Consider the following 22,589-nt stretch of genomic DNA (forward strand, 5'->3'; position numbering starts at 1 on the left):
CCTCGAGACCGCCTGCGCCGGTGCTGGTTCCAGCTCGGCGGGTGGTGCGGATACTCATCGGCGAGCGGGGGTCTCGAGGCCTCGTCGCTGGCGCTCCTCGGCACCTCGACCATCGGAAAGGATCCCCCGGTGGTCGAGGTGCGAGCCGCGTGCGGCGAGCCTCGAGACCTGGTGAGATGACAAGTATCGCAACCACATCCACTACCCACTCGACGCAACAGAGCGCCCGGTCGACGTAATTCGACGCCCGGTCGATGAGTGGAGAATAGTTGTCCACAGATTTCTCGAGCCGCGCGATCGCCGGACCGGTTTTGTCGGTACCCCTTCGTACACTTGTTCTCATCACGTCCGATCGTGGGAGGGGAGGTACCTGGTGTTGAGCACGTTGACGTTCACCGATCCGGATGCCGACGCTGCCGCGATCACGTCGATGTCGCGCGACGAGCTCATCGAGACCGGCCCTGAGTTGTTGCGCCAATCGCGCAAGTACGAGGCCCGGACGGTCCTGGCAGCCGCTGCTCTGGCGGAGCGGGTGTTTCGTGAGCATCTGGCCGGGCGGCCCGAGACCGGTGTGTGGGGTTCGGTGGTCGAGCATGCCGAGAGACTCGCACGCGCCGAGGTGTCGTTGCAGTTCAAGGTCTCTCGCAGCAAGGCCGGGAGTTGGGTGGCGTTGGCGGAGCTGTTGGAGAAGTTCCCCCTGATCCGTGCCGCCTATTTGAATGGGGAGCTCTCGACGAATAGGGCCTCGATCATGGCGCGCGCTGCACAGCGTGGCGCGGACACCGAGACCGACACCGACAGCGACAGCGACAGCACCGACGGTGACGAGTCCGGGATGTCGTTCGAGGAGATCGTCCTGGATTATGGGTCCCGCGCCACCACCGATCCGGTGTTGTCGCAGCAGCTTGACGCCGCGTTGATTTCGATGAACCCCGACAGCGTGATCGAGGAACGCGACACCATCACCGACCTGGTCGGAAACGTCACCATCACCGCCGATGCTGCGGGGCACTCCGCTCTGGATGCGGTTGTCCCCGCCCATTATGGGGTGTTCCTCACCACCCAGATCAACGCGCTCATCGATGAACGCACTTGCCGCAAGGACCCGCGCCGCGTGGGGCCACTGCGGGTGATCGCACTGGGTGAGATCACCGGCGTGCCCGGCGCGCACCTCGACTGCGAATGCGGACAAGATGATTGCCCGAAACGAGGAGGCGGCACCGACAGCAACGGGTCGGCCGAGACACCCGCTGACGCCGAGGACGCGGCAGCGTGGGACGACCTGATGCCGGCGCCTGCCGATGCCGATGTGCCCGACGTCGAGTTGGTGGAGCCCGTCGTCGAACCCGAGATCCCCGACCCGATGAATCCACCGACGCCGGATGAGGTGCCGGTGGCATTCGGACGGGCCCTGGTCGTACCCGGCGCACCCGTACTGACGGTGTTGAAGGACCCCGACGGGATTCTCGTCCCCCGGTTGCAGGGATACGGGCCCATCGACCCCGACTACGCCACCACCCTCGCCCAGATAGCGAAAACCATCCACCACCCCGAATCCGTACGTACGGCTGGACCACTCATCCCGCAAATCTCCGACCGGCCGCAAGCCCCGCCCGCGGATCCCACCGGACACGGCGGTCACACCGTGCCACCCCCTGGGGCATTGACGTATGCACCCAGCGCTGCGTTGCGCGCTGAGGTGCTGGCCAACGATGCGTGGTGCCGGTTTCCGTTCTGCGGGATGCCGTCACACCTGTGCGACCTCGACCACTGGCGGCCGTCAACCATGCCGACCCCGAGGCCGGAGGCTGGACGGTGCTCGGTGACCTCATCCCACTGTGCCGGGCCGATCATCAACGCAAGCATCTCGCGGAGTGGGTGCCGACGCTCTACACCGATCGGAGGGTGGAGTGGCGGAGCCGACGGACGGGGCAGGTGATTGTCACGTATCCGCGGTGACGGGTTTTCGTTGTGGGGTGGAACCAGCTGTGTTGCAAGAGGTCTCGAGGCTCGGCGCACGCGCCTCACACCTCGACCATCGGGGGGACGCCTCGACCACCAGAAAATGGGCGCACCTCGACCATCGGGGGAAGGGCGGCCCGGTAGTCGGGGAAGGGCGCCAAGGCCCCTGGGTGAAACACCCGCTCCTCCGGAAGGGACGCAACTAGGATGTGGGGATGATCATCGAGGCCGGTTGTATCGGTCGTGATCGCGAGGTCGGCGAGATCCTCGAGCGCGCAGCTCAGCTGACACAGACGTCCTACCTCCTGGTCACCGGCGCGGCCGGCATCGGCAAGAGCACGCTGCTACGCCATGTCGCGCAACTCGCGCCGCAGCAGGACCTGTCGATTCGCACGATCGACGACGCCGACAATCTCGACGCAACGGAACTCACCGAGGTCATCGGTGAGAATGACGATGCGCACCTCGTCCTTCTCACCGCCACGCATGAAACGCCGGCACTGATGTCATTCCTGCCCGATGTGATGCCACTCGCCGGGCTGGATCGCGACGCGGTGGCCGCCCTGGCGACGGCCCGCGCACGCGTGGTTCATCCGACGGTTGTCGACACGCTCACCCACCACACCGGAGGCAATCCGCGCGACATTCTGAGTCTGCTGGACGAACTGCCGGGGCGGGCCTGGTCACAGGCGGGCATCGCACTTCCCGCGCCCGGATACATCGTCAACTCGGTCCGCGAAGAACTCGAGGCATGCCCCACGCCCGCCCGCCGACTCATCGAAGCCCTATGCATTCTCCACGAGAACGAGTCCCTGGGCGTGGCAATCGAATTGGCAGATATCACCGATCCGCTGGGCGCACTCGACGACGCCCTGCGCACCGGGCTCGTCCAGGCTCCGGCCGCTCTGGTGCCGGCCGACGCGCATCCCCGGGTCGCCGGACCGCTGATACAGGCCGCAGTGCTCGAGGTGATGGGAATCCGTCGTGTCGGCGAGATGCACCGCCGCGCAGCCGATCTGGTGACCGATCCGGTGCACAGGCTCAATCATCGTGTCGCCGCCACCCCGGTGCCAGACGCCGCGCTCGCCGACGAACTCGACGCGCTCGCCCAGTCCCGCGCCACCGACGGCGAGTGGGCAGCGGCCGCCGAACTCTATCGACAAGCCGGTCGTCTGACCTCGGATCGGCTTCGCAGTGACCAACGCACCACCCTGTCGGTGGATGCATTGCTGGCCGCAGGTGACTGTGTGAGCGCGGCGTCGTATGTGCCGATCGTGGAGAGCCTGCGAGAGACCGCGCTGCGCAACGCCACCCTGGCATATCTCGCCATCCTGCGTGGCCGGTCTGCTGACGCGCACCTCCGACTCGAACGCGCCTGGGGAATAGTCAGTTTCGAGCGCGAACCCGACGTTGCTGCACTGATCGCGCAGCGCTTCGTCCTGCACAATCTCGTTCGCTGCCGCGGGGACGAACTCGTCGACTGGGCCGATCGGGCCATCGAGATGGCCGGCGACAACTCCCCCGCCGGAATCGAGGCCGCGGTCATCCGCGGTCTCGGACAGGCGTGGTCGGGAGATACGACTGGCGCCGTCGCCTCGTACACCGACCTCGCCGAACGCGTGCGTTTCGGACCTCAGGCGCAGCGCGTCTCCATGGGCCGCGGCTGGCTCGAACTCGGCATCGACGACATCGGCAGCGCCCGAAGCCATCTGGAGACCGCGGTCTCCATGGCCGCTCTCGGCGGCTCCAACCGGATCTCTCTCTGGTCGTTGGCGTGGCTCGCTCGCGTCGAGTTCCTCACGGGCGATTGGGACACCGCGCTCGTCACCGTGGAGCGGGGGCGCGAACTCGCCGACCGCGGGGGCATCGAGCTGGCCACACCCCTGCTGAACTGGACTGCGGCGCAGATTCATTCGCTCCGCGGAGACTGGTCATCCGCCCACGACGCGGCCGACCGGGCGGCGGCACCGGCGGGCGACTACGAGATCATGCGGATACCGATGCTGCTCGCTCGAGCGCAACTCGCCGAGGCCGCTGCCGATTACGGCAAGGTGATCCGCACGCTCGAACCCTTGCGGCAGATGGCCAAAGACACCCCCGCTCTCGTAGAGCCCGGATGGTGGCCGTGGGTCGACGTCCTCGCCAACGCGCTCGTCGTCGACGGCCGGCTCGACGAGGCCGACGCCCTGCTCACACCGTTCGAGAAACGTACCGCGGCGCGCGGCCATCGATCGGCGGCAGCACGACTCGGCTATGCCCGGGCCCGGCTCCTCGGTTCCACCGGCGACATCCACGGTGCTCGAAGGACATTCGAGCGGTCACTGGAGCTGTTGGAGGGCCTGCCGCTGCGTTACGACCTCGCGCGCGTGAACTTCGCCTACGGCCAGACGCTACGACGTGCAGGCAAACGCCGAGCCGCCGACACCGTCATGGCCACCGCGCGCGAGATCTACCATTCCCTCGGCGCGACAACGTATGTCGAGCGGTGTGATCGGGAGCTGAAGGCGGGCGGGGTGCACACCGGCCATGCCGGCGCCTCCCACCGCACCGAGCGTGACGTCACCGACCTGACCCCTCAGGAAGAGGCCGTCGCGACCCTCGTCGCGCGCGGACTGTCGAACCGGGAAGTGGCTGCCGAACTGTACATTTCACCCAAGACCGTGCAGTACCACCTCACCCGCATCTACGCCAAGCTCGGGCTGCGGTCGAGGTCGGAGTTGGCGGCGTCGCGATCCTGACCATTGAGGTCGGTTTTGTCGACGACGGTCGCACCGGTCTTCGCCTCCACATCGGAGAACTCCACCCCCGGGGCCAATTCGACGACGTCGAATCCCGTTCCGGTGACGTCGAAGACACCGAGATCGGTGATCACCCTGCTCACCACGGCCTTGCCGGTCAGCGGCAACGAACACTCCGCGACGAGCTTCGGGTCACCCTTCTTGCTGACGTGCTCCATCAGCACGATGACCTGTCCGGCGCCGTTGACAAGATCCATGGCACCGCCGATGCCCTTGACCATGGCCCCGGGCACCATCCAGTTGGCCAGATCACCGTTCGCCGACACCTGCATGCCACCGAGGACCGCGACGTCGACGTGACCGCCGCGGATCATCGAGAAGCTGGTGGCGGAATCGAAATACGACGCGCCGGGCAGCACCGACACGGTTTGCTTGCCCGCGTTGATCAGATCGGGATCGACCTCGTCGTCGTACGGGAACGGCCCCACCCCGAGGATGCCGTTCTCGGCGTGCAGCACGATGTCGGAATCGGCGGGCATGTGATCGGGGATGAGCGTCGGCAGTCCGATCCCCAGATTGACGTAGTCGCCGGGACGCAACTCACGTGCCGCGCGGGCAGCCATCTCGGTGCGGGTCCAGGTCATGGTGTACTCCTCGGAAAGTGTTGGGTGACTGTCGATCGGGCAGGTCGGGAGATCACGCCGAGACAGCCGCGGGCCGCTCACGGATGGTGCGGTGCTCGATTCCCTTGTCGGCGGCCTGTTCCGGGGTGAGCGCGACGATCCGTTTGACGAAGATCCCCGGCAGGTGGATCTGATCGGGGCCGAGTTCACCGACCTCCACCACCTTCTCGGCTTCGACGATGGTGATGCGCCCCGACATCGCGGCGGGCGGATTGAAGTTGCGGGCGGCGGCGTGGAAGCAGCAGTTGCCCGCCGTGTCGACGACGGCGGCGCGCACCAGCGCGTAGTCGGTGACGATGGACTCCTCGAGCACCATCTCCTGACCGTTGAAGGTGCGGACCTCCTTGGCCGGCGACGCCAGCGCGACCGAGCCGTCGGAGTTGTATCGCCACGGCAGACCACCGTCGGCGACGAGGGTGCCGACGCCGGTCGGGGTGAAGAACGCGCCGATCCCGCTGCCGCCGGCGCGCATCCGTTCGGCCAGCGTCCCCTGTGGGGTGAGCTCGACGGTGACCTCACCGGCGAGGAACTGACGGCCGAATTCCTTGTTCTCTCCGATGTAAGAGGCGATCACCTTGTCGATCCGTCTGGCCTCCAACAGGAGTCCGAGGCCGGCGCCGTCGACGCCACAGTTGTTGCTGACGATGGTGAGGTTTCCGGCACCCTGGGCGAGCAGCGCGTCGATGAGGAACTTGGGGATTCCGGAGAGCCCGAATCCGCCGACCGCGAGACTCGCGCCGTCGGGAATGTCGGCGACTGCCTCGGCGGCGGACGCGGCAACCTTGTTGATGCTCATGACTTCTCCAGATGTTCGATGAGGGCGGCAGTGATGATGGCGGGCTGTTCGGCGTTGGCCAGGTGCGCCGCGTCGTCGACGACGAGCAGCGTGCCGTCGGCGACGGCGTCGACGATGTCGGCGAGCATCTGCGGCGGGGTGGCCGGGTCGTCGGCGCCGGCGATCGCGAGGGTGGGGGCGGTGATCGCGGAGATCTCGCCGCGTTGATCCATCGCGGCGATGGCCTCGCAGCAGCCCGCGTACCCTTCGGCCGGGGTGGCGGCGATCATGTCCCGGTAGTAGGCCAATCGGTCCGAATTCGCCTCGTCGGCAAGGAATCCCGGACTGAACCAGCGGCTGAGTACGCCATCGGCGACGGCGACCGATCCACCGTCGCGGACCACCGCGGCGCGGTCCGTCCACCCGGTAGCCGGCCCCAGATACGGTGAGGTACACAGCAATCCGAGGCTGCGCACACGATCCGGGTTGCGCACGGCGACCCGCATCGCGGTCATCCCGCCAAGGGAGAGACCCACGATGGCCGCTCGCTCGACGCCTAGGCGGTCGAGCAGGGCGACGAGATCGTCGACGAGGTCGTCGATCCCGTACGGCCCCTGCGGAACCGGCGACGCCCCGTGTCCCCGGGTGTCATAGCGCACCACTCGGAAGGTCTTCTCGAGTTCGGGGACCTGGGCATCCCACATCCGGTGGTCGGAGCCCAGCGAGTTCGACAACACGACGACCGGGGCGTCGGCGGGCCCACTCACATACGATGCGACCTCGACCGCGCTCATCGGATCACCTCGAACACCGCGGCCAGTCCCTGACCGCCGCCGATACACATGGTTTCCAGGACGTGGCGGGCGTCTCGACGCCGCGCCTCGTACGCCGCGGTCGCCAGGATGCGGGCGCCAGTCGCGCCGATCGGATGTCCCAGCGAGATCCCGGAACCGTTGGGGTTCAGGCGTTCGTCGGTCGGGTCGATCTCCCATTCGGCGAGAACGGCGAGCACCTGTGCGGCGAAGGCTTCATTGAGCTCGATCAGATCCATGTCGGCGAGGGTCAGGCCGGCGCGGGCCAGCGCCGCGGCGGTGGCGCCGACCGGTCCGATTCCCATCTCCTCGGGGGCGCATCCGGTGACGGCCCAGGAACGCAGCGCCAGAAGCGGTGTGAGACCGCGCTTCTCGGCACCGGCGCGGGTGGTGACGACGCACATCGCCGCACCGTCGTTCTGCCCGGACGCGTTACCGGCGGTGACCGTCGAGTCGGGGTCTATGCGGGAGCGGATGGCGCGCAGTTTCGACAGGCTCGCGAGGTCGGCGTCGGCACGCGGGTGCTCGTCGCGGTCGACGACGGTGTCGGGTTTTCCGCGACGCCCGGGGATGGTGACGGGCACGAGTTCGTCGGCGAAGCGCCCGGCGTCGTGTGCGGCGATGGCCCTTTCGTGGGAGCGCACCGCGAGTTCGTCCTGCTCGGTGCGGCTCAGCGAGTATTTCTTGCGCAGGTTCTCGGCGGTCTCGATCATTCCACCGGGCACCGGGTGCGACTGTCCGCCCGCGGTGAGGCGACCGCGATCGAGGCGGTCCATCAGCTCGACGCCGCCCTGACGCACCCCAGTCCGCAGGCCGAGCGCATAGTGCTCGACATTCGACATCGATTCGGCACCGCCGGCGATGACCAATTCGGCTCCCCCGGAGGCGATCTGGGCGGCACCATTGAGGATGGCCTGCAGTCCCGAGCCACATCGGCGGTCCACCTGCATGCCGGGCACGCCGATACCGAGACCGGCGTCGAGGGCGGCCATGCGTCCGATGGCGGGTGACTCACCGTTGGCATAGCCCTGTCCGAGGATGACGTCGTCGACATCGCCCTCTCCGAGGCCGGTCCGCGTGGCGAGTTCGCGTAGCAGTGTCGTCGCCAGGTCGGTGACGGTCAGCGGCGCCAGCGCGCCACCCATCCGGCCCACCGGGGTGCGCAGCGGGGAGCAGATGACCACATCGGTGTCGGAAGAAGTCGAGGTGCCAGAACTCATACTCCGAGGCTAGGCCGCACCGCTCATATTCTGAAGTACCTAAATCGCCGCTATTGAGAGCTGTGAAGTATCAACAGCCGTAGACTTGCATCCATGGAACTGCGTCACCTGCGATACTTCCGCGCGGTCGCCGAGGAGTTGCACTTCGGCCGGGCCGCGCAACGACTCCACATCGCCCAGCCGCCACTGTCGGCACAGATCCGGCAGCTCGAGGCCGAACTCGGCGTCGAGTTGCTGACCCGCTCAACCCGCCGCGTCGAACTGACCCCCGCCGGGACCGCATATCTGACGCAGGTCGTCGCGATCCTCGACGCCGTCGAATCCGCCGGCGCCCAGGCGCGACGCATCGCCGAAGGCCAGGAAGGACACCTGACGATCGGGTGCGTCGGCTCGGCCACCTACTCACTGCTCCCGCAACTCGTCCGCACGCTGCGCGACGAACTCCCCGGGGTGGAGGTCGCGGTCCGCGGCGAGATGCTGGCGCCCGAACTCCTCTCCGCGCTGGAAGAGCGACGGATCGACCTCGCGCTGTTACGACCGCCGATCACCGGGACCGACGCGGTGATCGAACCGATCCGTTCCGACCGGCTGATCGTCGCACTCCCCGACAGCCACCGATTCGCCGACCGCACAGAGCTGTCCGTCGCCGACCTGGCGACCGACGATCTCATCGCCCACGCCGGACACGGCCGCTCGGTGATGAACTCGGTGATCTCGGGCCTGTGGGCCGACGCGGGGTTCGTGCCACGCATCCGCCACGAGGTCGCCGAGACCTCGACCCTGGTCACACTCGTGGCCGCCGGGCTCGGGGTGGCGATCGTGCCCGCCCCCACCGCCGCCCTCGACATCGCCGGCGTCCGCTACGCCGACCTCATCCCGCACACCAGCGTCGAACTCGTCGCCGCACGACCCGCCCAGGTGCACTCACCGGTGGTCGATGAGGTGGTGACGGTGTTGCATCGCCTGGCGCAGGCGCCGGGATGAACGCGACCCGGGCCCGTCAATAACCCAGGAACTCAATACCCCCAGAAACTCAATAACCCAGGAATGCGTCGGTGCGAATCCGCCAGAACGCCCAGCGGGTTGTGGTGTCGGTGCGGCGAATGGTGGCGGCGGTGGTGCGCACGAACGCGGGATTGCCCGACACGAGATAGTGCGCATCCCCGGAGTGCACCGCACGCCCGACGAGGTCGACCAGCGCCGCGGGTTCGGCGATACCCGCGGCCAGCCCTGCGTCGGCGATGATCTCGACCCGCGCGCCGGCGGCCCGCAGGATGTCGAGATCGTCGTCGTACACCGACCGCTCGGCGGCACCGACGACGTGGACGACCGTCAGCCACGACAGGTCGGGGCGGCCGTCACCGAGTGTCAGGGTGCGCAGCATCGATCGGTAGGGGGTGATGCCGATGCCCGCGGCCAGTAACACCAGTGGGTGCCGGCCCACCCGGCGCTCGAGGGTGAAATCGCCGCCGGTCGCGTCGAGATACAGCCTGCTCCGCCGGGATTCGACGAGATCGGACTTGAAGGCGGACACCCGCGCCGACGGCACGGTGAACGCGAACTCGACCGGGTTCTCCCCCGGCGCCTCGGCGTAGGAGAACACGCGCCGCGTGCGCTGCCACAGCGGCGCCGACCACCGCGGCGCCGACACCATCGCCCACTGGCCAGGCGCGAACCGCAACGGCGAGGTCGTCTGCGCGCGAACCCGATAGGTGTTCTCGGCGATGCGGTCGACATACGTGTCGAGCACCACCCGCCCCGCACCGCGCTGGGCGACCAACCGGACCACGAAGGCGTAGACACATCCGACGCCCAGCGCGATCTGCGGCACGAACTCCAGCGAATAGGCGTCAGTGATCTCGAAGGTCTGCTGCCAATTCATCAGCACCGCAACGATGATCGCGTACACGGCGCGGTGGATTCGCGATGTCGGCGAGGTCAACGGCTCGGGCAGCATGACGGCCGCGAGGAACAGCGTGGGCGACGAGACGAACACGAACTGCAGATCCTGACCGCCCTGCGTCACCTGCAGCACTCCGACGGTGGCCAGCGTCGCCAGCAGGAAGATCGTGACGAGCCACCATTCGCGCAACGCGGTCACCAACAGGATGCCGATGATGAGCATCGGATAGAACAGCGGCTCTGCGGCCACCCACCAGAACGGCGAACTCAGCGGCACCCCAGCGATACTCACCCCGGCGTAGGAGACCGCGTACGCGGCGATCGCCCCGACGACGGCCGGGTTGAGGATCAACCGGCGACGCCACACCACCACGTATTTGCTGATCGCCGCAGCGCCCGCGGCGATCACCATCGACACCGCCGAGGCCGCATCGGACACCCCGGGCATGAGGAAGAACAGGATCAATGCCGTGATCGCCCACGAATCCGCACCAGGCGGTACCCGCACCAGCGCCGCACACAGATAGGTTCCGGCACCAGTGACGGCCAGCGCGATCACCAGCGACACCAGCAATTGCTCTGGGGTGTAGGCGAAATCGCTGTCGGCGGCGGCGACGATGAACGACACCACGGCCAGTGCGAGCAGCGCGACGAGCACCGCGCGATGCATGGTCAGCCATCGCGGTGACAGACTCGTCATACGAACAGCTCCAATCCGGGGATCGTGGTGTGCTCGACGACTCCGTTGCCGCGAATCGCCACATGGTCGGGTACGTCGGTGCCGGCGAACCGGAACCCGGCGATGTCGGAGCCGACCGACAGTGCCGGCGCCCACCCGTGACGCGCTCCGAGAACGCTCAATTCCGTTGCCGCCGTGAAGAACAGCGCGGTGGCCAGGCCGTCGGCGGTCATCGCGTCCCGCGCGTACACCCAGGTGGCCATGACCTCACGGGTGGGAGCAGCCGTCCTCGGGTCGACGATGTGGTGCCAGTCGCCCCACACGCGACGGTTGGCCGCAGACGCGCACAGTGCACCCCCGGTCAATTCGACTAGTCCGATCGCCTTGGTCGGGTCGAGGGGGTGTTCGAGGGCGATCCGTACCGGTTCGTCGCGCGGCGAGATCACCATGTCCCCGCCGGCGTCGACGAGGTAACGCTCGGCGTGGTCGGCGACGATCGACGCCACCCGGTCGACGGCGAAGCCCTTGCCGGCGGCCCCGACGTCGAGCAGAACAGGGGTGCGGACCACCAATTCGGTACCGTCCCAGTCGATGACGTCGTCCCACGCGGGCGCGGGCACGGTGCGATCGGGGGTCAACGAGTAGTCGGCGTCGTATCCGGCGTCGTCGAGGATCTGCCCGACCAGCGGGGTGACCGCACCACCGGTGGCGTCGTAGAGCTCGCGATACCACTCCAGCAGACATCGATCCTCGCGGGCGAGGCGGTACCGGCCGGCCCTGCGGGACATCTCGGCGACCGTCGAGTCCGGACGGAAGCGTGACCAGAACCGGTCGATGCGATCGAGTTCGGCACCCACCGCGGCACGCGCACGCTCCGAGAGCGGCCGGTCGGTGGTGATCTCCCAGACCGTGCCGAGCGCCTCGAAACCCCAGTCGGTACTCAACGGGTCGGTACGCACCGGATCAGGCGCGCGCCTGGGACTTGATCTGGGCGATGGCGTCATTGAAGCCACCGGAGGTCAGTGACGACCCGGACACCTTGTGCACGTCGAGATCGTCGATGTTCTTGCCGACCACCTCGGAGTTGATCCCGCCGGCGAACTTCGCCTGGAATTCCGCCGACGTTCCGCGGGTATGACTGCGATCGAGATCGACCTTGGTGATCGTCGCATTGTCGAGCGTGACGGTCACACCGATCTGCTGCGGGCCGCCCGGGGAGACGTAGTGCCCGGTCGCGCTGTAGGTGCCGCTCTTGTACTCGCCGGAGCCGCCGGCAGCACCGGTCGCCGAGGTGGCCGAGGTCGCCGCGCCCGTGCTCTGAGTGGCGTCGGAGGCCGTCGCGTCGTCGGAACCGCATGCGGCGGTCGCCAGGCCCACGGCGGCGACGGCGGCAACCACCCCGGTCGCGCGGGTCACGGTCACGAACTCATCTTTGCGGACCATGGTCCGGATTGATCGGGTCATGGTTCCCCATTCTGGGGCACGATCACCGTGCAGCGCCTCCCCCGAGGCCGATGTCTTAGGGTATCCCAAGAAACCTCGCAGCCACCTGCCGGATTCATGCCGGCGGATCAGCGTCCGGCGGCCGCCACGCGCGCCTGGATGGCGTTGACGAAAACCGACGAGATGTCGTCGGCGGTCTTGGCGACATACGAGGTGCCGCCGGTCGCGTCGGCGATCTGCTTGAGGGCGTCGGTGTCGGCGTCGGAGGAGATGCCGATGGTGAGCACGAGTACCGGACGCGCCGGATCCTCGAGCTTCTTGAGCTCGGTGATCAGCTCGTCGAGGCTGATGCTGCCGGGATCCTCGTTCTCGCCGTCGGTCATGATGATGACGCTGTTGGAGTAGGTCGGATCGTAGGTGCTCTGGACCTGCTTGAATGCGGCGAGGGTGGTGTCGTAGAGACCTGTCGCCCCGCCGAGGTTCTGCGGCGCCAGTCCCTGCGTCACCGCGGCGGCGAGTTCGTCACGGTGGGTCTTTCCGTTGGCCGCGGGCGCGTCGAGTCGACGGATGTCGGACAGTTGCACCCAGTCCTGGCCGCCCGGGCCGCGGTTCTGACTGAATGCCCAGCCGCCGATCTCGGCATTGTTCGGGAAGAGTTTCAGACCCTGCAGCGACGCGTCGATCAACAGTTGCGCCCGGGTCTCGGATCCCACACGCTGTTGCATCGATCCGGAGGTGTCCTCGACGACGAGCGTGCGGATCGGCACTCCGAGCACCTGCCACTGCCGCAGCGCTTTGTCGACCTCCGCGGGATCGCGCAGCGTGAGCACCTGCACCGGCTGACCCGTGCCGTACGGATGCTCACCACCGGCGGGCTTGCCGTTCGGCAGACGAAATGCCGCGTCGGCCAACGGTTGTGCGGCATTGCCGGCGATACCGGCGGCCAGCGCCTTGCCCGCGTCGTCGGCTTCGCCCTTGCGCGCCGAACCGGCGGTGTTCACCAACGGGTAATCCAGCAGCACCGTCCCGTCGGCGGGAATCGCGAACTTCAGCTGCGATCCCGGATGGGTGCGCATGAACATCACATATTGCTGTTCGGTCGTCACCGCCGGCACGTCGGAGGCGTTCGCCAGATTGAGGCGCGTGCCCTCGCTGTCGTTGGTCAGACGAACGTTGTTCTGCTGCACCGCAAGTACCGTCATGCCCTCGAGTAGTTGATCCTCGGTGAGCTTGTTGGCATTGACCTCGGCGAGTGCGCCGACGATCGGTGCGTCGCCGCTGCTGGTGTCCACCGGGCTGCCCGCGCGCAGATCGGGCAGCTTCATGACCTGCTCCCAACTGGACAGCTGCGGCACGTTCTTGCCGACGACGACGGTGGGCGTGGAGACCAACGACGGTGAGGTGAGATCGAGTTCCTGGCGGACCTGGGTGATGACGCGGCGAGCCTGCAGCTGCGAATCCGGCACCCACAGGTCGGGGCGCTGATCACCACTGGTCAACAGACCCGGCGCGGCCGACCCGGCCACCGAGTCGACCGAGTAGTCGTAACAACTGTTGGCCGAGACCGTGGCCGCGGAATCCCGCAATGCCGAGGCGATGGTCGGATCGGCGGCGACGGTCACGCTCGTCCGTTCACCGTGGCAGGCGCCCGAACCAACGGTGCGCCACACCACGAATCCGGTCACGAGGGCGGCCACGACCACCAGTGCGCCAAGACCCCACAGCAGGGCGCCGCGACGAGATGACCGCACCTTGCGGTGCTCGAAACCGAAGTCGTCGGCGGCAGCGCCGGACTGACCGTCACCCGGACGGCCGGGAGCGTGCCCGGAATCCGCGGGCTCGTTGCTGTGCCGCCCCATGTGCGCACTCCCCCTGTGTTGTGGAACCCGGTGTTGTCGAATCCGGTTGGTGTCGAGCCCGGCAGTGTCGAAGTCAGCCGAACTTCTGCTGGAAGGTCGTCAGCGAAGTGTGCAGATCCCCGTGGACCACCTTGGCCGTCGCCATCCCGATCGGCCCCATCAACGGGAGACCACCGAGGTCGACGAGGAACGTGATCGTCGATCCCGAGGAACGGGGCTCCACCGACAGGTCGAGCTTGACCTTGATCCCGCCCTTACCCGAACCCTTCAGCCGCACCTCACTGCCCTCGACATACTTGTCGACGACCCAGTCGATGCGCACGGGATTGCCCTTGACCTTGACGATCGAGGTCACCTTGAGTCCCTTGCGCAATTCGTGCGGCTGCGGCACCGGACTACGCCATCCACCATGCAGCACCAACCACTCGTCGAAACGCGACAGATCCGACGCCGCGGTCCAGGTGTCGGCAGGTGACAGCTCGAGGTCGATGGAGTCGCTCGTCTTCGCCATGGTGTGGAAGCCTAACCGGTGATGCAGGTGCACAGACGACGACCCGAGCCTTGCCCGACCGGGCGCGACCGGCTGACCGCGGCGATCGCCCATCCCGATGCCACCGTCGGGGCCCGAACCCTGCTCGGCGCGATCCTCGTCGGGCACGACGTGAGCCTGCGGATCACCGAGGTCGAGGCCTATGCGGGACCGCGCGATCCCGCGTCGCACGCCTTCGTGCGCACTGCGCGCTCGGAGATCATGTACGGCCCACCCGACCGGCTCTACGTGTACCGCATCCACGGCCATTTCTGCGCGAATGTGGTGACCGGGCCCGACGGGTTGGCATCGGCGGTGCTGCTGCGCGCCGGTGAGGTACTCGACGGATCGGCACTCGCACATCGTCGACGAGCGGCCGGTCGGGCGGCACCGGTCGCCGAGTCGGCGCTAACGCGTGGTCCGGGCAATCTGACCCGTGCGCTCGGGATCACGATGGACGATCTGGGCGCCGACCTCGGCGATGACACGCCGGTCACGCTGCTACCCGCGGACGAACCGATCGACCCGGCAGCGATCAGCGCCGGCCCACGGGTAGGTGTGCGACGCAATGCCGACCTCGCGTGGCGGTTCTGGCTCACCGACGACCCGACGGTGTCGGCGTATCGCCGACACCCGCGGGCCGCAGCGGGAACTTAGGCGGGATTCTGCGGCGGCTGGTTGGGGGTATCCGGCTTCTGTGTTTCCGGATTTTGGGCCCCGACGGCCTTGCGGGCCGCGTCCTGCGCCTTGTCGACCTGCGAGGCGTACTTACCGCCGGTCGCCTTGTCGATGGCGTCGCCGCCCTTGTCGATCAGACTCGGGTTCTTCTGCAGTGCGGCCTTGGCCTTGTCGACCAATCCCTTGAGATCCATGACCAGCTCCTCGTGGTGGGGTGATGACCGTCTGTCACACGGTGTACAGATCGGGCGAAGCGGTCCCCGAGTGTAGGTGCCGCGTCGAGCTCATGCCAGCGATTCTCCCTCGGCGCCGTCGATGTGCTCCGAGTCGCGATCGCCGACCAGACGCGGCAACAACCGCGACACGATCTCCACACCCGCGATGCCGCAGGCCGCGGCGATGAACGCGACCACGTTCATGTCCCAGTTCGACGAATCCAGTTTGAACATGTGCTGCGTCCACGGCCAGGCGAAGATGATCACGTAGGCGCCGACGGAGGCGACCAGCAGCACGATCTTCCACCACGTGTACGGCCGCGCGACGACGGCCAGGACGTAGAGGGCTACGGCGATCAGGCAGATCAGGGTGGCCGTGGCCGCCTGGGTCTGCGCGGGCGGGAGGTCGACGCTGTCGCCACCCAACGCCACCCCGGTCCCGCCGGGATTGACAATGACGTAGGTGATGAACGCGGCGAGCCCGACGATGATGCCGTTGGGTACCGCCTGGGTCAGCACCCGACGGACGAAGCCGGTCCGGGCACGCTCGTTGTTCGGGGCGAGCGAGAGGATGAATGCCGGCACGCCGATGGTGAACCATGCCGAGATGGTGACGTGGATGGGTTGGAAAGGGTAACTGAGCGAGGCGAATCCGAAGATCTTGCCGGCCACCCCGGCAACCCCGACGAACAGTGCGAGCAGCACCGCGTACACGGTCTTGGTGAGAAACAGGTTGGATACGCGCTCGATGTTGCCGATCACCCGCCGGCCTTCGCCGACCACATACGGCAACGTCGCGAATTTGTTGTCCAGCAACACGATCTGCGCGACCGCCCGGGCTGCCGAACTGCCCGATCCCATGGCCACGCCGATGTCGGCGTCCTTGAGCGCGAGGACGTCGTTGACGCCGTCACCGGTCATCGCCACGGTGTCCGCGCGCGACTGCAGCGCCGCGACCATCGCACGCTTCTGGTCGGGACGCACCCGGCCGAAGATGACGCCGTCGGAGACGACCTCGGCGAGCTCGGCGGGATCGTCGGGCAGGCTACGCGCATCGACGGCCGACTCGGGTGAACCGAGACCCAGCGACTGGGCCACCGCGCCCACCGAGCGCGCGTTGTCGCCGGAGATCACCTTCACCTCGACGTGCTGGGACGCGAAATAGTCGAGGGTATCGCGGGCGTCGTCACGCACCCGCTGTTCGAGGACGACGAGCGCGACCGGCGTCAGCGTCCCGGGAACGGTTGTCGCCGAACGGCTCTCGGTGGGCGCGGCATCGGGGTCGGTGTCGACCGGGACGTCGGTGTGCCCGAGCAGCAACACCCGCAGTCCGTTGGCGCCGATGTCCGAGGCCAGCGTGGCCGGCGCGGAGTCCGGGTCGAGGAGCACATCGGGGGCACCGAGAATCCAGTTGCCGCGATCGGCACCGGCGGCGTCGGCGAACGACATGCCGCTCCACTTCTTGGCGGAGGTGAACGGTTCGATGGCGGTGAGGTGCCAGTCCGGGGCCTGTGGGTAGGCCTCGGCCAGCGCGAGCACGCTCGCGTTGGGGCTGCGGTCGTTGGCGGCGAGCGCGGCGAGGACGTCGTCGACCGACGTGGTGTCGGCGGCGTCGCCGACCCCACGCACCTCCGACAGGCGCATGCCGTTCTCGGTGAGCGTGCCGGTCTTGTCGGCGCAGACGACGTTGACGCGGGCGAGCCCCTCGATCGCGGGCAGTTCGTTGACCAGGCATTGGCGGCGCCCGAGCCGGACGACGCCGACGGCGAACGCGATCGAGGTCATCAGGACCAGCCCCTCGGGCACCATCGGCACCAGCGCGGCGACCATGCCCAACAGCGATGCACGCAGCCCGTTCCCGCTGATGAACAGCTGGTTGACGATCGTCAGGACGCCGGCCGGGATGAGCAGCCATGTGATCACCTTGAGGATCTCGTTGATCCCGGACATCAGCTCCGAGGACACCAGCGTGAACTTCGACGCCTCGGCGGCCAGCTGCGAGGCGTAGGCGTCGGCGCCCACCTTGGTGGCCCGGTACGCGCCGGATCCGGAGACCACGAAGCTGCCGGAGAGGATCTTGTCGCCCGCGGCCTTGTCGACGGCGTCGGCCTCACCGGTGAGCAGCGATTCGTCGACGTCGAGGACCAGCGATTCGACGACCTCACCGTCGACGACGATCTGATCGCCCGCGCCGACCTCGATGATGTCGTCGATGACGACCTCGGCGGGTGGTAGTTCGTGCACCTGCCCGTCGCGGCGTACCCGGGGTCGGGTCTGACCGACGATGGCCAGCCGGTCGAGGGTGCGTTTGGCGCGGACCTCCTGGATGATGCCGATGCCGCTGTTGGCCACGATGAGCAGACCGAAGAGGCCGTTGATGAACGACCCGGTGAAGGCGACGATGGCGAACAGCACACCGAGGATCGCGTTGATCCGGGTGAACACGTTGGCGCGGATGATGTCGCCGACGCTCCGCCCGGAGCGATCGGGCATCGAGTTGACCTGCCCGGCGGCGACCCGTTCGGCCACCTCGTCGGCGGTCAGTCCGGGATTGGTGGCTCCGGTGTCGATCAGTCCGCTCACGCCGAGGCTTCCCACCACTGCGGATCGGTGAGACCGGTCCCCGACCGACGGGTGAGGTCGATGCTGCCACCGGGCTGCGGAACCATCACCGTGGTCGCGTTGCGGCCGGCGCTGGGCAGCAGTCGCGCGATCGGCTCGGCCCACGGGTGGCGGGCAAGGGAGAACGTGCCCCAATGGATGGGGACGAGAACGGCATCCGTGCCCGCCGACCCGGAGACCATCCGGTGGATCGCGACGGCCTCCTCGGGGTCGACGTGGACGTCGGGCCACAGCGTGTCGTAGGCGCCGACCGCAATGAGCGTGAGGTCGAACGGACCGAGCTGCGCGCCGAGGTCCTCGAAGCGTTCGGTGTAGCCGGTGTCGCCGGAGAAGAACACGCGATGGGTCGGTCCGACGATCGCCCAGCTCGCCCACTGGGTGAGGTCGCGGTCGAACATGCGGCCCGAGAAGTGCCGGGCCGGGCCGCACGTGAAGCTCACATGACCGGTTCGCCCGGTGACCTCCACGGTCTCCCACAGATCGGCCTGCCGGATGCGATCGGCCGGCACACCCCAGGACAGCAGGTGCGCGGCGACCCCGAGCGGGGTGACGAAGGTGACCGCGGGCTGGGTGTCGGCGATCGTGCGCACGGTCGCCATGTCCAGATGGTCGTAGTGGTCGTGGCTGATCAGCACGACGTCGAGGGGCGGGAGGTCGGTGGCCGGGAGCGGGGCGCGGTGCATCCGGGCGGGACCGATGACCTGCGACGGCGAACACCGCTGGGAGAACACCGGGTCGGTCAAAACCCGCATCCCGTCGATCTCGACGAGGGCCGAGGCGTGCCCGAGCCAGGTGACCGCGAGTGCCCGTGCGTCGTCGGGAAACGTCGGACGCTCGACCCGGATGGGTGTCGTCGGACGTCCGGGGCGTCGAGCCATGTCGAGGGCGACGCGCAGGTCGGGCGCCGACCCGGCCGAGGGCGGTTCGGGGTTGGTGAAGGTCCGGCCCACCAGGTTCGGCGAGCCTGCGACATGTCGCCAGATCGATTCCGGGTCGGCACCGATCGCCCGTGCCGCGGGCAGTCCCGCCGAGGCCAGGGAGTCGACGGCCGCACCTGCCGCGCGCACGCCGAGCGTGCTGACCGAGGTCTTCACCCGCCCCAACACGTCGGTGGGCGTCTTTTCGATGGGCGTTGTCACGATCCTCAGCGTAACCGTGCCCGCCGGAAAGTCGTGCTTCCGGAAAAGGGGGACACGGCTTGGTAGCATTCTCGCCTGCAACCAAGTTCACGCGTGTGCGGAGTTCACACGCTGGTCGGGAAGTGAAATTTCGTTGGCACGGATGTCCGTCACGGATCGGCGCGCAGCGCTCGTCGAGGCCGCATACCGGGTCATCGCCGACCACGGCGTCGAGGGCGCGACGACCCGCCGGATCTGTGCGCACGCCGACATGCCACTCGCGAGCTTCCATTACGCCTTCGAATCCCGCACCGCCCTGTTGTGTGCGGTCATGGAGACGGCCGTTCCCACCGACATCAATCAGATGCTGCACACGATCCAGGCCGAGGACGACCTCGTCGCCGGGTCGGCGGTGGAGGCGATGGAAACGAACATGCGCCACCAGCTCGATGCGTTCTACGCCATGCTCAAGGCCGACCCGGGTCGGCTGCAGGCCACGATCTCGCTCGGCATCTACGCGCACAACCATCCCGAGCTGCAGCGTCACGGTAAGAAGATGTACGAGGATCTCTACGGCGTCGCCGCCGCGGGCCTCGACGCCGGGGCAGCGCGCTGCGGTGTTCGGTTCGTCACCCCGTCCAGCGAGATCGCGCCCGCGATGATCGGCGCGTTGATCTCGATCACCTTGATCTACCTGAGCACCGCCGACGACGCCGTCGTCAACACACTCATGGAATCACTTGTCCGACAGACGATGTCGGCTGTCGTTGCCGATGACGAGGCTTCATGACGTCGTCGGCCACCCCCATGGGACTGTGGGAGCGCGACCCGCGCCGGTACTGGGAGGGCTTCACCGAGGCCCTCACCGCGGCCGGAGTCGACAGTCCCGCCCTGGTCCTCGACACGTCCGCGCTCGAACACAATGTGGCCGACCTGCTGCGCCGCGCCGGTGGCGTACCCATCCGCTTGGCCAGCAAGTCGTTGCGGGTCCGCTCGGTCATCGCCGACCTCGTCGCCCGCCCGGGATTCGCCGGGGTGCTGGCCTATGACCTCGACGAAGCACGCTGGCTGGCAACCGAATCCGGTATCACCGATGTGTTGATGGGATACCCGACGGTGCGTGCGAGCGCCATCGGCGAGTTCCTCGCCGACGAGATGGCCACCACGCGGGTGACGTTGCTCGTCGACTCCGTGGCGCATCTCGACGCGATCGATGCGATCGCGGCTCCCGGCTCCCGCCCGTCGGTCCGGGTCGCCATCGACCTCGACGCGTCGTTGCGTGTACTCGGCGGTCGAGTGCATCTCGGTGTGCGACGTTCACCCATCCACGATCTCGACGCCGCGCTGGCCCTCGGTCGCTCGATCGTCGATCGCCCCGGCTTCGATCTGGTCGGCGTGATGTCGTATGAGGCACAGGTCGCCGGGGTCGGCGACGACGTACCCGGCAAACGCGCGAAGAACGGGGCCGTGCGTCTGATGCAGCGTGCCTCCATGGCCGAGATCCGGCGTCGCCGTGGACGAGTCGTGGCGGCGCTGCGCGACATCGCACCGCTGGAGATCGTCAACGCCGGCGGCACCGGCTCCCTGGAGGCCACCTCGCGGGACACCTCGGTGACCGACATCGCCGCCGGCAGCGGGGTTTTCGGCGGCCACCTGTTCGACACCTACCGTCGCTTCCGGCCCGCACCGGCGCTCGCGTTCGGGCTCGACGTGGTGCGTGTTCCCGCGCCGGGCTTCGTCACCTGCGCCGGCGGCGGATGGATCGCCTCGGGCCCACCGGCACCCGATCGCCTGCCCCGCCCGGTGTGGCCCCGCGAGCTGCACTATGTCGCGACCGAAGCGGCCGGTGAGGTGCAGACGCCGCTGCACGGACCGGGAACCGAGGGCCTGCGGATCGGGGATCGGATCTGGTTCCGTCACACCAAATCCGGCGAGGTGTGCGAACGGTCGTCGCGAGTAGCGCGGATCGCGCGAACTGCCGACGGGACGGCCCGGGTCGACGAGCTGGTACCCACCTACCGTGGAGAAGGGAAGTGTTTCCTGTGACCGTCGCGAGTTGGCGCAACTGGGGCGGGACGGCGCAGTGCACACCGGACGCCGTGCACTCACCCGCCCGGATCGACGACGTCGTCGCGCTGGTCGAGCGTGCCGCGCAGACACATTCGACGGTCAAGGCCGCCGGGGCGGGCCACAGCTTCTCCCCCATCGCCGTGGCGCCGCAGCATCAATTGGTCATGTCCGGGTTGCGGGGACTCGTCGACGTCGACGTTGCCGCCCGACGCGTCACCCTGCGTGCGGGCACCCACCTCCACGAGTTGCCCGCCCTGCTCGGTGAGCACGGTCTGGCCATGACCAACCTCGGCGACGTGGACCGGCAAACCATCTCCGGGGCCACCTCCACCGGAACCCACGGCACCGGAATCGCTTTCGGCGGCATCAGCACCCAGATCGTCGGCGCAACCCTCGTGTCCGGAACCGGTGAGGTCGTCACGGTGTCCGAGGACGATCCCGACCTCGCCGCCGTCGCGTTGGGCCTCGGCGCGCTCGGCATAATCGTCGACCTGACCATGCAGTGCGTTCCCGCGTTCTCCATCCGGGCCGAGGAGTACCCGCTCGACGCCGACGACGCGATCGACGGCTTCCTCGAACGCGTTGCGACACAAGATCATCACGAGTTCTACTGGTTCCCGCACACCAACTGCGCGCTGGCGAAGACCAACACCCGACTCGACGGCCTGGTCGAGCCGTCGGGTACCGGCGCGGTACGCCGCTACATCGATGACGAGATCCTCTCCAACCGCGTGTACGGCGCCGTGTGCGCGCTCGGCTCCCGTCTGCCCGCAGTGGTTCCCGCGATGAGTCAGCTGTCCGGGCGGGTGCTGTCGGCCCGCACGTTCACCGACCGCTCCGACAAGGTGTTCGTCTCCTCTCGCACCGTCCGCTTCCGGGAGATGGAGTACGCGGTCCCGCTGGAGGCGACCCCGTCGGCACTGCACGAGCTGCGAAAGATGATCGACCGCAAGCGCTATCGGGTGAGCTTCCCCGTCGAGGTCCGCGCCGCCGCAGGCGACGATCTGATGCTCTCGACCGCATCCGGTGGACCCCGGGGGTACATCGCCGTGCACCGATACCACCACGACGACCCCGCCGACTCCGCCGCATATTTCGCCGATGCCGAGGCGATCATGACCGCTCACGGCGGTCGCCCGCATTGGGGCAAGATGCACACACGCGACGCCGAGTATCTCCGGTCGGTCTACCCGCGCTTCGACGAATTCCTCGCCGTCCGAGACCGGTTCGACCTGAATCGGGTGTTCACCAACCCCTACCTGCACCAGGTGCTCGGTTCCTGAC

18 protein-coding genes and 1 pseudogene are annotated in these 22,589 nt (G+C 67.9%); 7 read left to right on the forward strand and 12 right to left on the reverse strand.

Translation table 11 applies throughout. From position 1 onward, the window contains the following. Positions 1-373: 373 nt before the first annotated feature. Positions 374-1,959 (forward strand): annotated as a pseudogene (locus tag AC5ZH6_RS20865) (HNH endonuclease signature motif containing protein). 218 nt (positions 1,960-2,177) lie between these two features. Next, positions 2,178-4,700, forward strand: a complete 2,523-nt coding sequence (locus AC5ZH6_RS20870; RefSeq protein ID WP_094600957.1) for a helix-turn-helix transcriptional regulator — start codon at positions 2,178-2,180, stop codon at positions 4,698-4,700. Here AC5ZH6_RS20870 and AC5ZH6_RS20875 read toward each other — a convergent pair. From AC5ZH6_RS20875 to AC5ZH6_RS20890, 4 genes are read right to left on the reverse strand one after another with little or no spacing between them, the layout of a single operon-like run. After that, positions 4,646-5,344, reverse strand: coding sequence for a CoA transferase subunit B (locus AC5ZH6_RS20875; protein WP_006368266.1), 699 nt, complete (start codon positions 5,342-5,344; stop codon positions 4,646-4,648). The two genes, AC5ZH6_RS20870 and AC5ZH6_RS20875, sit on opposite strands and share 55 nt — an antisense overlap. Positions 5,345-5,396: 52 nt before the next feature. Further along, complete coding sequence (locus AC5ZH6_RS20880; protein ID WP_006368265.1) at positions 5,397-6,179, reverse strand: CoA transferase subunit A; 783 nt, start codon at positions 6,177-6,179, stop codon at positions 5,397-5,399. Further along, positions 6,176-6,952, reverse strand: a complete 777-nt coding sequence (gene pcaD / locus AC5ZH6_RS20885; protein WP_006368264.1) for a 3-oxoadipate enol-lactonase — start codon at positions 6,950-6,952, stop codon at positions 6,176-6,178. Before pcaD ends, AC5ZH6_RS20880 begins: the two co-directional genes overlap by 4 nt. Continuing rightward, a complete protein-coding gene (locus tag AC5ZH6_RS20890) occupies positions 6,949-8,190 on the reverse strand; it encodes an acetyl-CoA C-acetyltransferase (RefSeq protein ID WP_035727117.1) in 1,242 nt (413 codons plus the stop codon). Before AC5ZH6_RS20890 ends, pcaD begins: the two co-directional genes overlap by 4 nt. A 93-nt stretch (positions 8,191-8,283) precedes the next feature. On the opposite strand from AC5ZH6_RS20890, the gene AC5ZH6_RS20895 reads away from it, so the two are divergent. Further along, a complete protein-coding gene (locus tag AC5ZH6_RS20895; protein ID WP_265076918.1) occupies positions 8,284-9,174 on the forward strand; it encodes a LysR substrate-binding domain-containing protein in 891 nt (296 codons plus the stop codon). A 49-nt stretch (positions 9,175-9,223) separates the two neighbouring features. Here AC5ZH6_RS20895 and AC5ZH6_RS20900 read toward each other — a convergent pair whose 3' ends face one another. The 5 genes from AC5ZH6_RS20900 to AC5ZH6_RS20920 form a co-directional block, all read right to left on the reverse strand. Beyond that, positions 9,224-10,792 (reverse strand): ferredoxin--NADP reductase, encoded by a 1,569-nt coding sequence (locus tag AC5ZH6_RS20900; RefSeq protein WP_265076919.1) that lies wholly within the window; start codon positions 10,790-10,792, stop codon positions 9,224-9,226. Further along, positions 10,789-11,730: an FAD:protein FMN transferase gene (locus AC5ZH6_RS20905; RefSeq protein ID WP_265076920.1), complete on the reverse strand. Its 942-nt coding sequence runs from the start codon at positions 11,728-11,730 to the stop codon at positions 10,789-10,791. Before AC5ZH6_RS20905 ends, AC5ZH6_RS20900 begins: the two co-directional genes overlap by 4 nt. Positions 11,731-11,734: 4 nt before the next feature. Continuing rightward, positions 11,735-12,235, reverse strand: a complete 501-nt coding sequence (locus AC5ZH6_RS20910) for an FMN-binding protein (protein ID WP_020170266.1) — start codon at positions 12,233-12,235, stop codon at positions 11,735-11,737. A 107-nt stretch (positions 12,236-12,342) separates the two neighbouring features. Beyond that, positions 12,343-14,073: a VWA domain-containing protein gene (locus tag AC5ZH6_RS20915; RefSeq protein WP_265076921.1), complete on the reverse strand. Its 1,731-nt coding sequence runs from the start codon at positions 14,071-14,073 to the stop codon at positions 12,343-12,345. Positions 14,074-14,146: 73 nt separating this feature from the next. Beyond that, on the reverse strand, positions 14,147-14,584 hold the full coding sequence (locus AC5ZH6_RS20920; RefSeq protein WP_006368257.1) for a type II toxin-antitoxin system Rv0910 family toxin: 438 nt from the start codon (positions 14,582-14,584) through the stop codon (positions 14,147-14,149). Between the two features lie 21 nt (positions 14,585-14,605). Between AC5ZH6_RS20920 and AC5ZH6_RS20925 the strand changes: the two genes are divergently transcribed. Further along, positions 14,606-15,259, forward strand: a complete 654-nt coding sequence (locus AC5ZH6_RS20925; RefSeq protein ID WP_370530150.1) for a DNA-3-methyladenine glycosylase — start codon at positions 14,606-14,608, stop codon at positions 15,257-15,259. Here the strand turns inward: AC5ZH6_RS20925 and AC5ZH6_RS20930 are convergent. From AC5ZH6_RS20930 to AC5ZH6_RS20940, 3 genes are all read right to left on the reverse strand, one after another. Then, complete coding sequence (locus tag AC5ZH6_RS20930; RefSeq protein WP_265076923.1) at positions 15,256-15,474, reverse strand: antitoxin; 219 nt, start codon at positions 15,472-15,474, stop codon at positions 15,256-15,258. The two genes, AC5ZH6_RS20925 and AC5ZH6_RS20930, sit on opposite strands and share 4 nt — an antisense overlap. 90 nt (positions 15,475-15,564) lie before the next feature. After that, positions 15,565-18,078 (reverse strand): HAD-IC family P-type ATPase, encoded by a 2,514-nt coding sequence (locus AC5ZH6_RS20935; protein ID WP_265076924.1) that lies wholly within the window; start codon positions 18,076-18,078, stop codon positions 15,565-15,567. Further along, positions 18,075-19,256: an MBL fold metallo-hydrolase gene (locus tag AC5ZH6_RS20940; protein WP_211543962.1), complete on the reverse strand. Its 1,182-nt coding sequence runs from the start codon at positions 19,254-19,256 to the stop codon at positions 18,075-18,077. Before AC5ZH6_RS20940 ends, AC5ZH6_RS20935 begins: the two co-directional genes overlap by 4 nt. A gap of 142 nt (positions 19,257-19,398) precedes the next feature. On the opposite strand from AC5ZH6_RS20940, the gene AC5ZH6_RS20945 reads away from it, so the two are divergent. The 3 genes from AC5ZH6_RS20945 to AC5ZH6_RS20955 are packed head-to-tail and all read left to right on the forward strand — an operon-like array spanning position 19,399 to position 22,588. Then, positions 19,399-20,025 carry a TetR/AcrR family transcriptional regulator gene (locus AC5ZH6_RS20945; protein WP_035727113.1) on the forward strand — a complete coding sequence of 209 codons (627 nt, stop codon included), beginning with the start codon at positions 19,399-19,401 and terminating at the stop codon, positions 20,023-20,025. Next, positions 20,022-21,281: an alanine racemase gene (locus AC5ZH6_RS20950; RefSeq protein WP_211543960.1), complete on the forward strand. Its 1,260-nt coding sequence runs from the start codon at positions 20,022-20,024 to the stop codon at positions 21,279-21,281. Before AC5ZH6_RS20945 ends, AC5ZH6_RS20950 begins: the two co-directional genes overlap by 4 nt. Next, positions 21,269-22,588 (forward strand): D-arabinono-1,4-lactone oxidase, encoded by a 1,320-nt coding sequence (locus AC5ZH6_RS20955; protein WP_496167774.1) that lies wholly within the window; start codon positions 21,269-21,271, stop codon positions 22,586-22,588. Before AC5ZH6_RS20950 ends, AC5ZH6_RS20955 begins: the two co-directional genes overlap by 13 nt. Position 22,589: the final 1 nt, after the last annotated feature.

This window comes from Gordonia sp. YC-XJ4, from assembly GCF_059511865.1.

Bases quoted from the DNA above. Each gene is read 5' to 3' on its own strand.
- AC5ZH6_RS20870 (WP_094600957.1), top strand. From the start codon at position 2,178: ATGATCATCGAGGCCGGTTGTATCGGTCGTGATCGCGAGGTCGGCGAG.
- AC5ZH6_RS20875 (WP_006368266.1), bottom strand. From the start codon at position 5,344: ATGACCTGGACCCGCACCGAGATGGCTGCCCGCGCGGCACGTGAGTTG.
- AC5ZH6_RS20880 (WP_006368265.1), bottom strand. From the start codon at position 6,179: ATGAGCATCAACAAGGTTGCCGCGTCCGCCGCCGAGGCAGTCGCCGAC.
- pcaD (WP_006368264.1), bottom strand. From the start codon at position 6,952: ATGAGCGCGGTCGAGGTCGCATCGTATGTGAGTGGGCCCGCCGACGCC.
- AC5ZH6_RS20890 (WP_035727117.1), bottom strand. From the start codon at position 8,190: ATGAGTTCTGGCACCTCGACTTCTTCCGACACCGATGTGGTCATCTGC.
- AC5ZH6_RS20895 (WP_265076918.1), top strand. From the start codon at position 8,284: ATGGAACTGCGTCACCTGCGATACTTCCGCGCGGTCGCCGAGGAGTTG.
- AC5ZH6_RS20900 (WP_265076919.1), bottom strand. From the start codon at position 10,792: ATGACGAGTCTGTCACCGCGATGGCTGACCATGCATCGCGCGGTGCTC.
- AC5ZH6_RS20910 (WP_020170266.1), bottom strand. From the start codon at position 12,235: ATGACCCGATCAATCCGGACCATGGTCCGCAAAGATGAGTTCGTGACC.
- AC5ZH6_RS20915 (WP_265076921.1), bottom strand. From the start codon at position 14,073: ATGGGGCGGCACAGCAACGAGCCCGCGGATTCCGGGCACGCTCCCGGC.
- AC5ZH6_RS20920 (WP_006368257.1), bottom strand. From the start codon at position 14,584: ATGGCGAAGACGAGCGACTCCATCGACCTCGAGCTGTCACCTGCCGAC.
- AC5ZH6_RS20925 (WP_370530150.1), top strand. From the start codon at position 14,606: ATGCAGGTGCACAGACGACGACCCGAGCCTTGCCCGACCGGGCGCGAC.
- AC5ZH6_RS20930 (WP_265076923.1), bottom strand. From the start codon at position 15,474: ATGGATCTCAAGGGATTGGTCGACAAGGCCAAGGCCGCACTGCAGAAG.
- AC5ZH6_RS20945 (WP_035727113.1), top strand. From the start codon at position 19,399: ATGTCCGTCACGGATCGGCGCGCAGCGCTCGTCGAGGCCGCATACCGG.
- AC5ZH6_RS20950 (WP_211543960.1), top strand. From the start codon at position 20,022: ATGACGTCGTCGGCCACCCCCATGGGACTGTGGGAGCGCGACCCGCGC.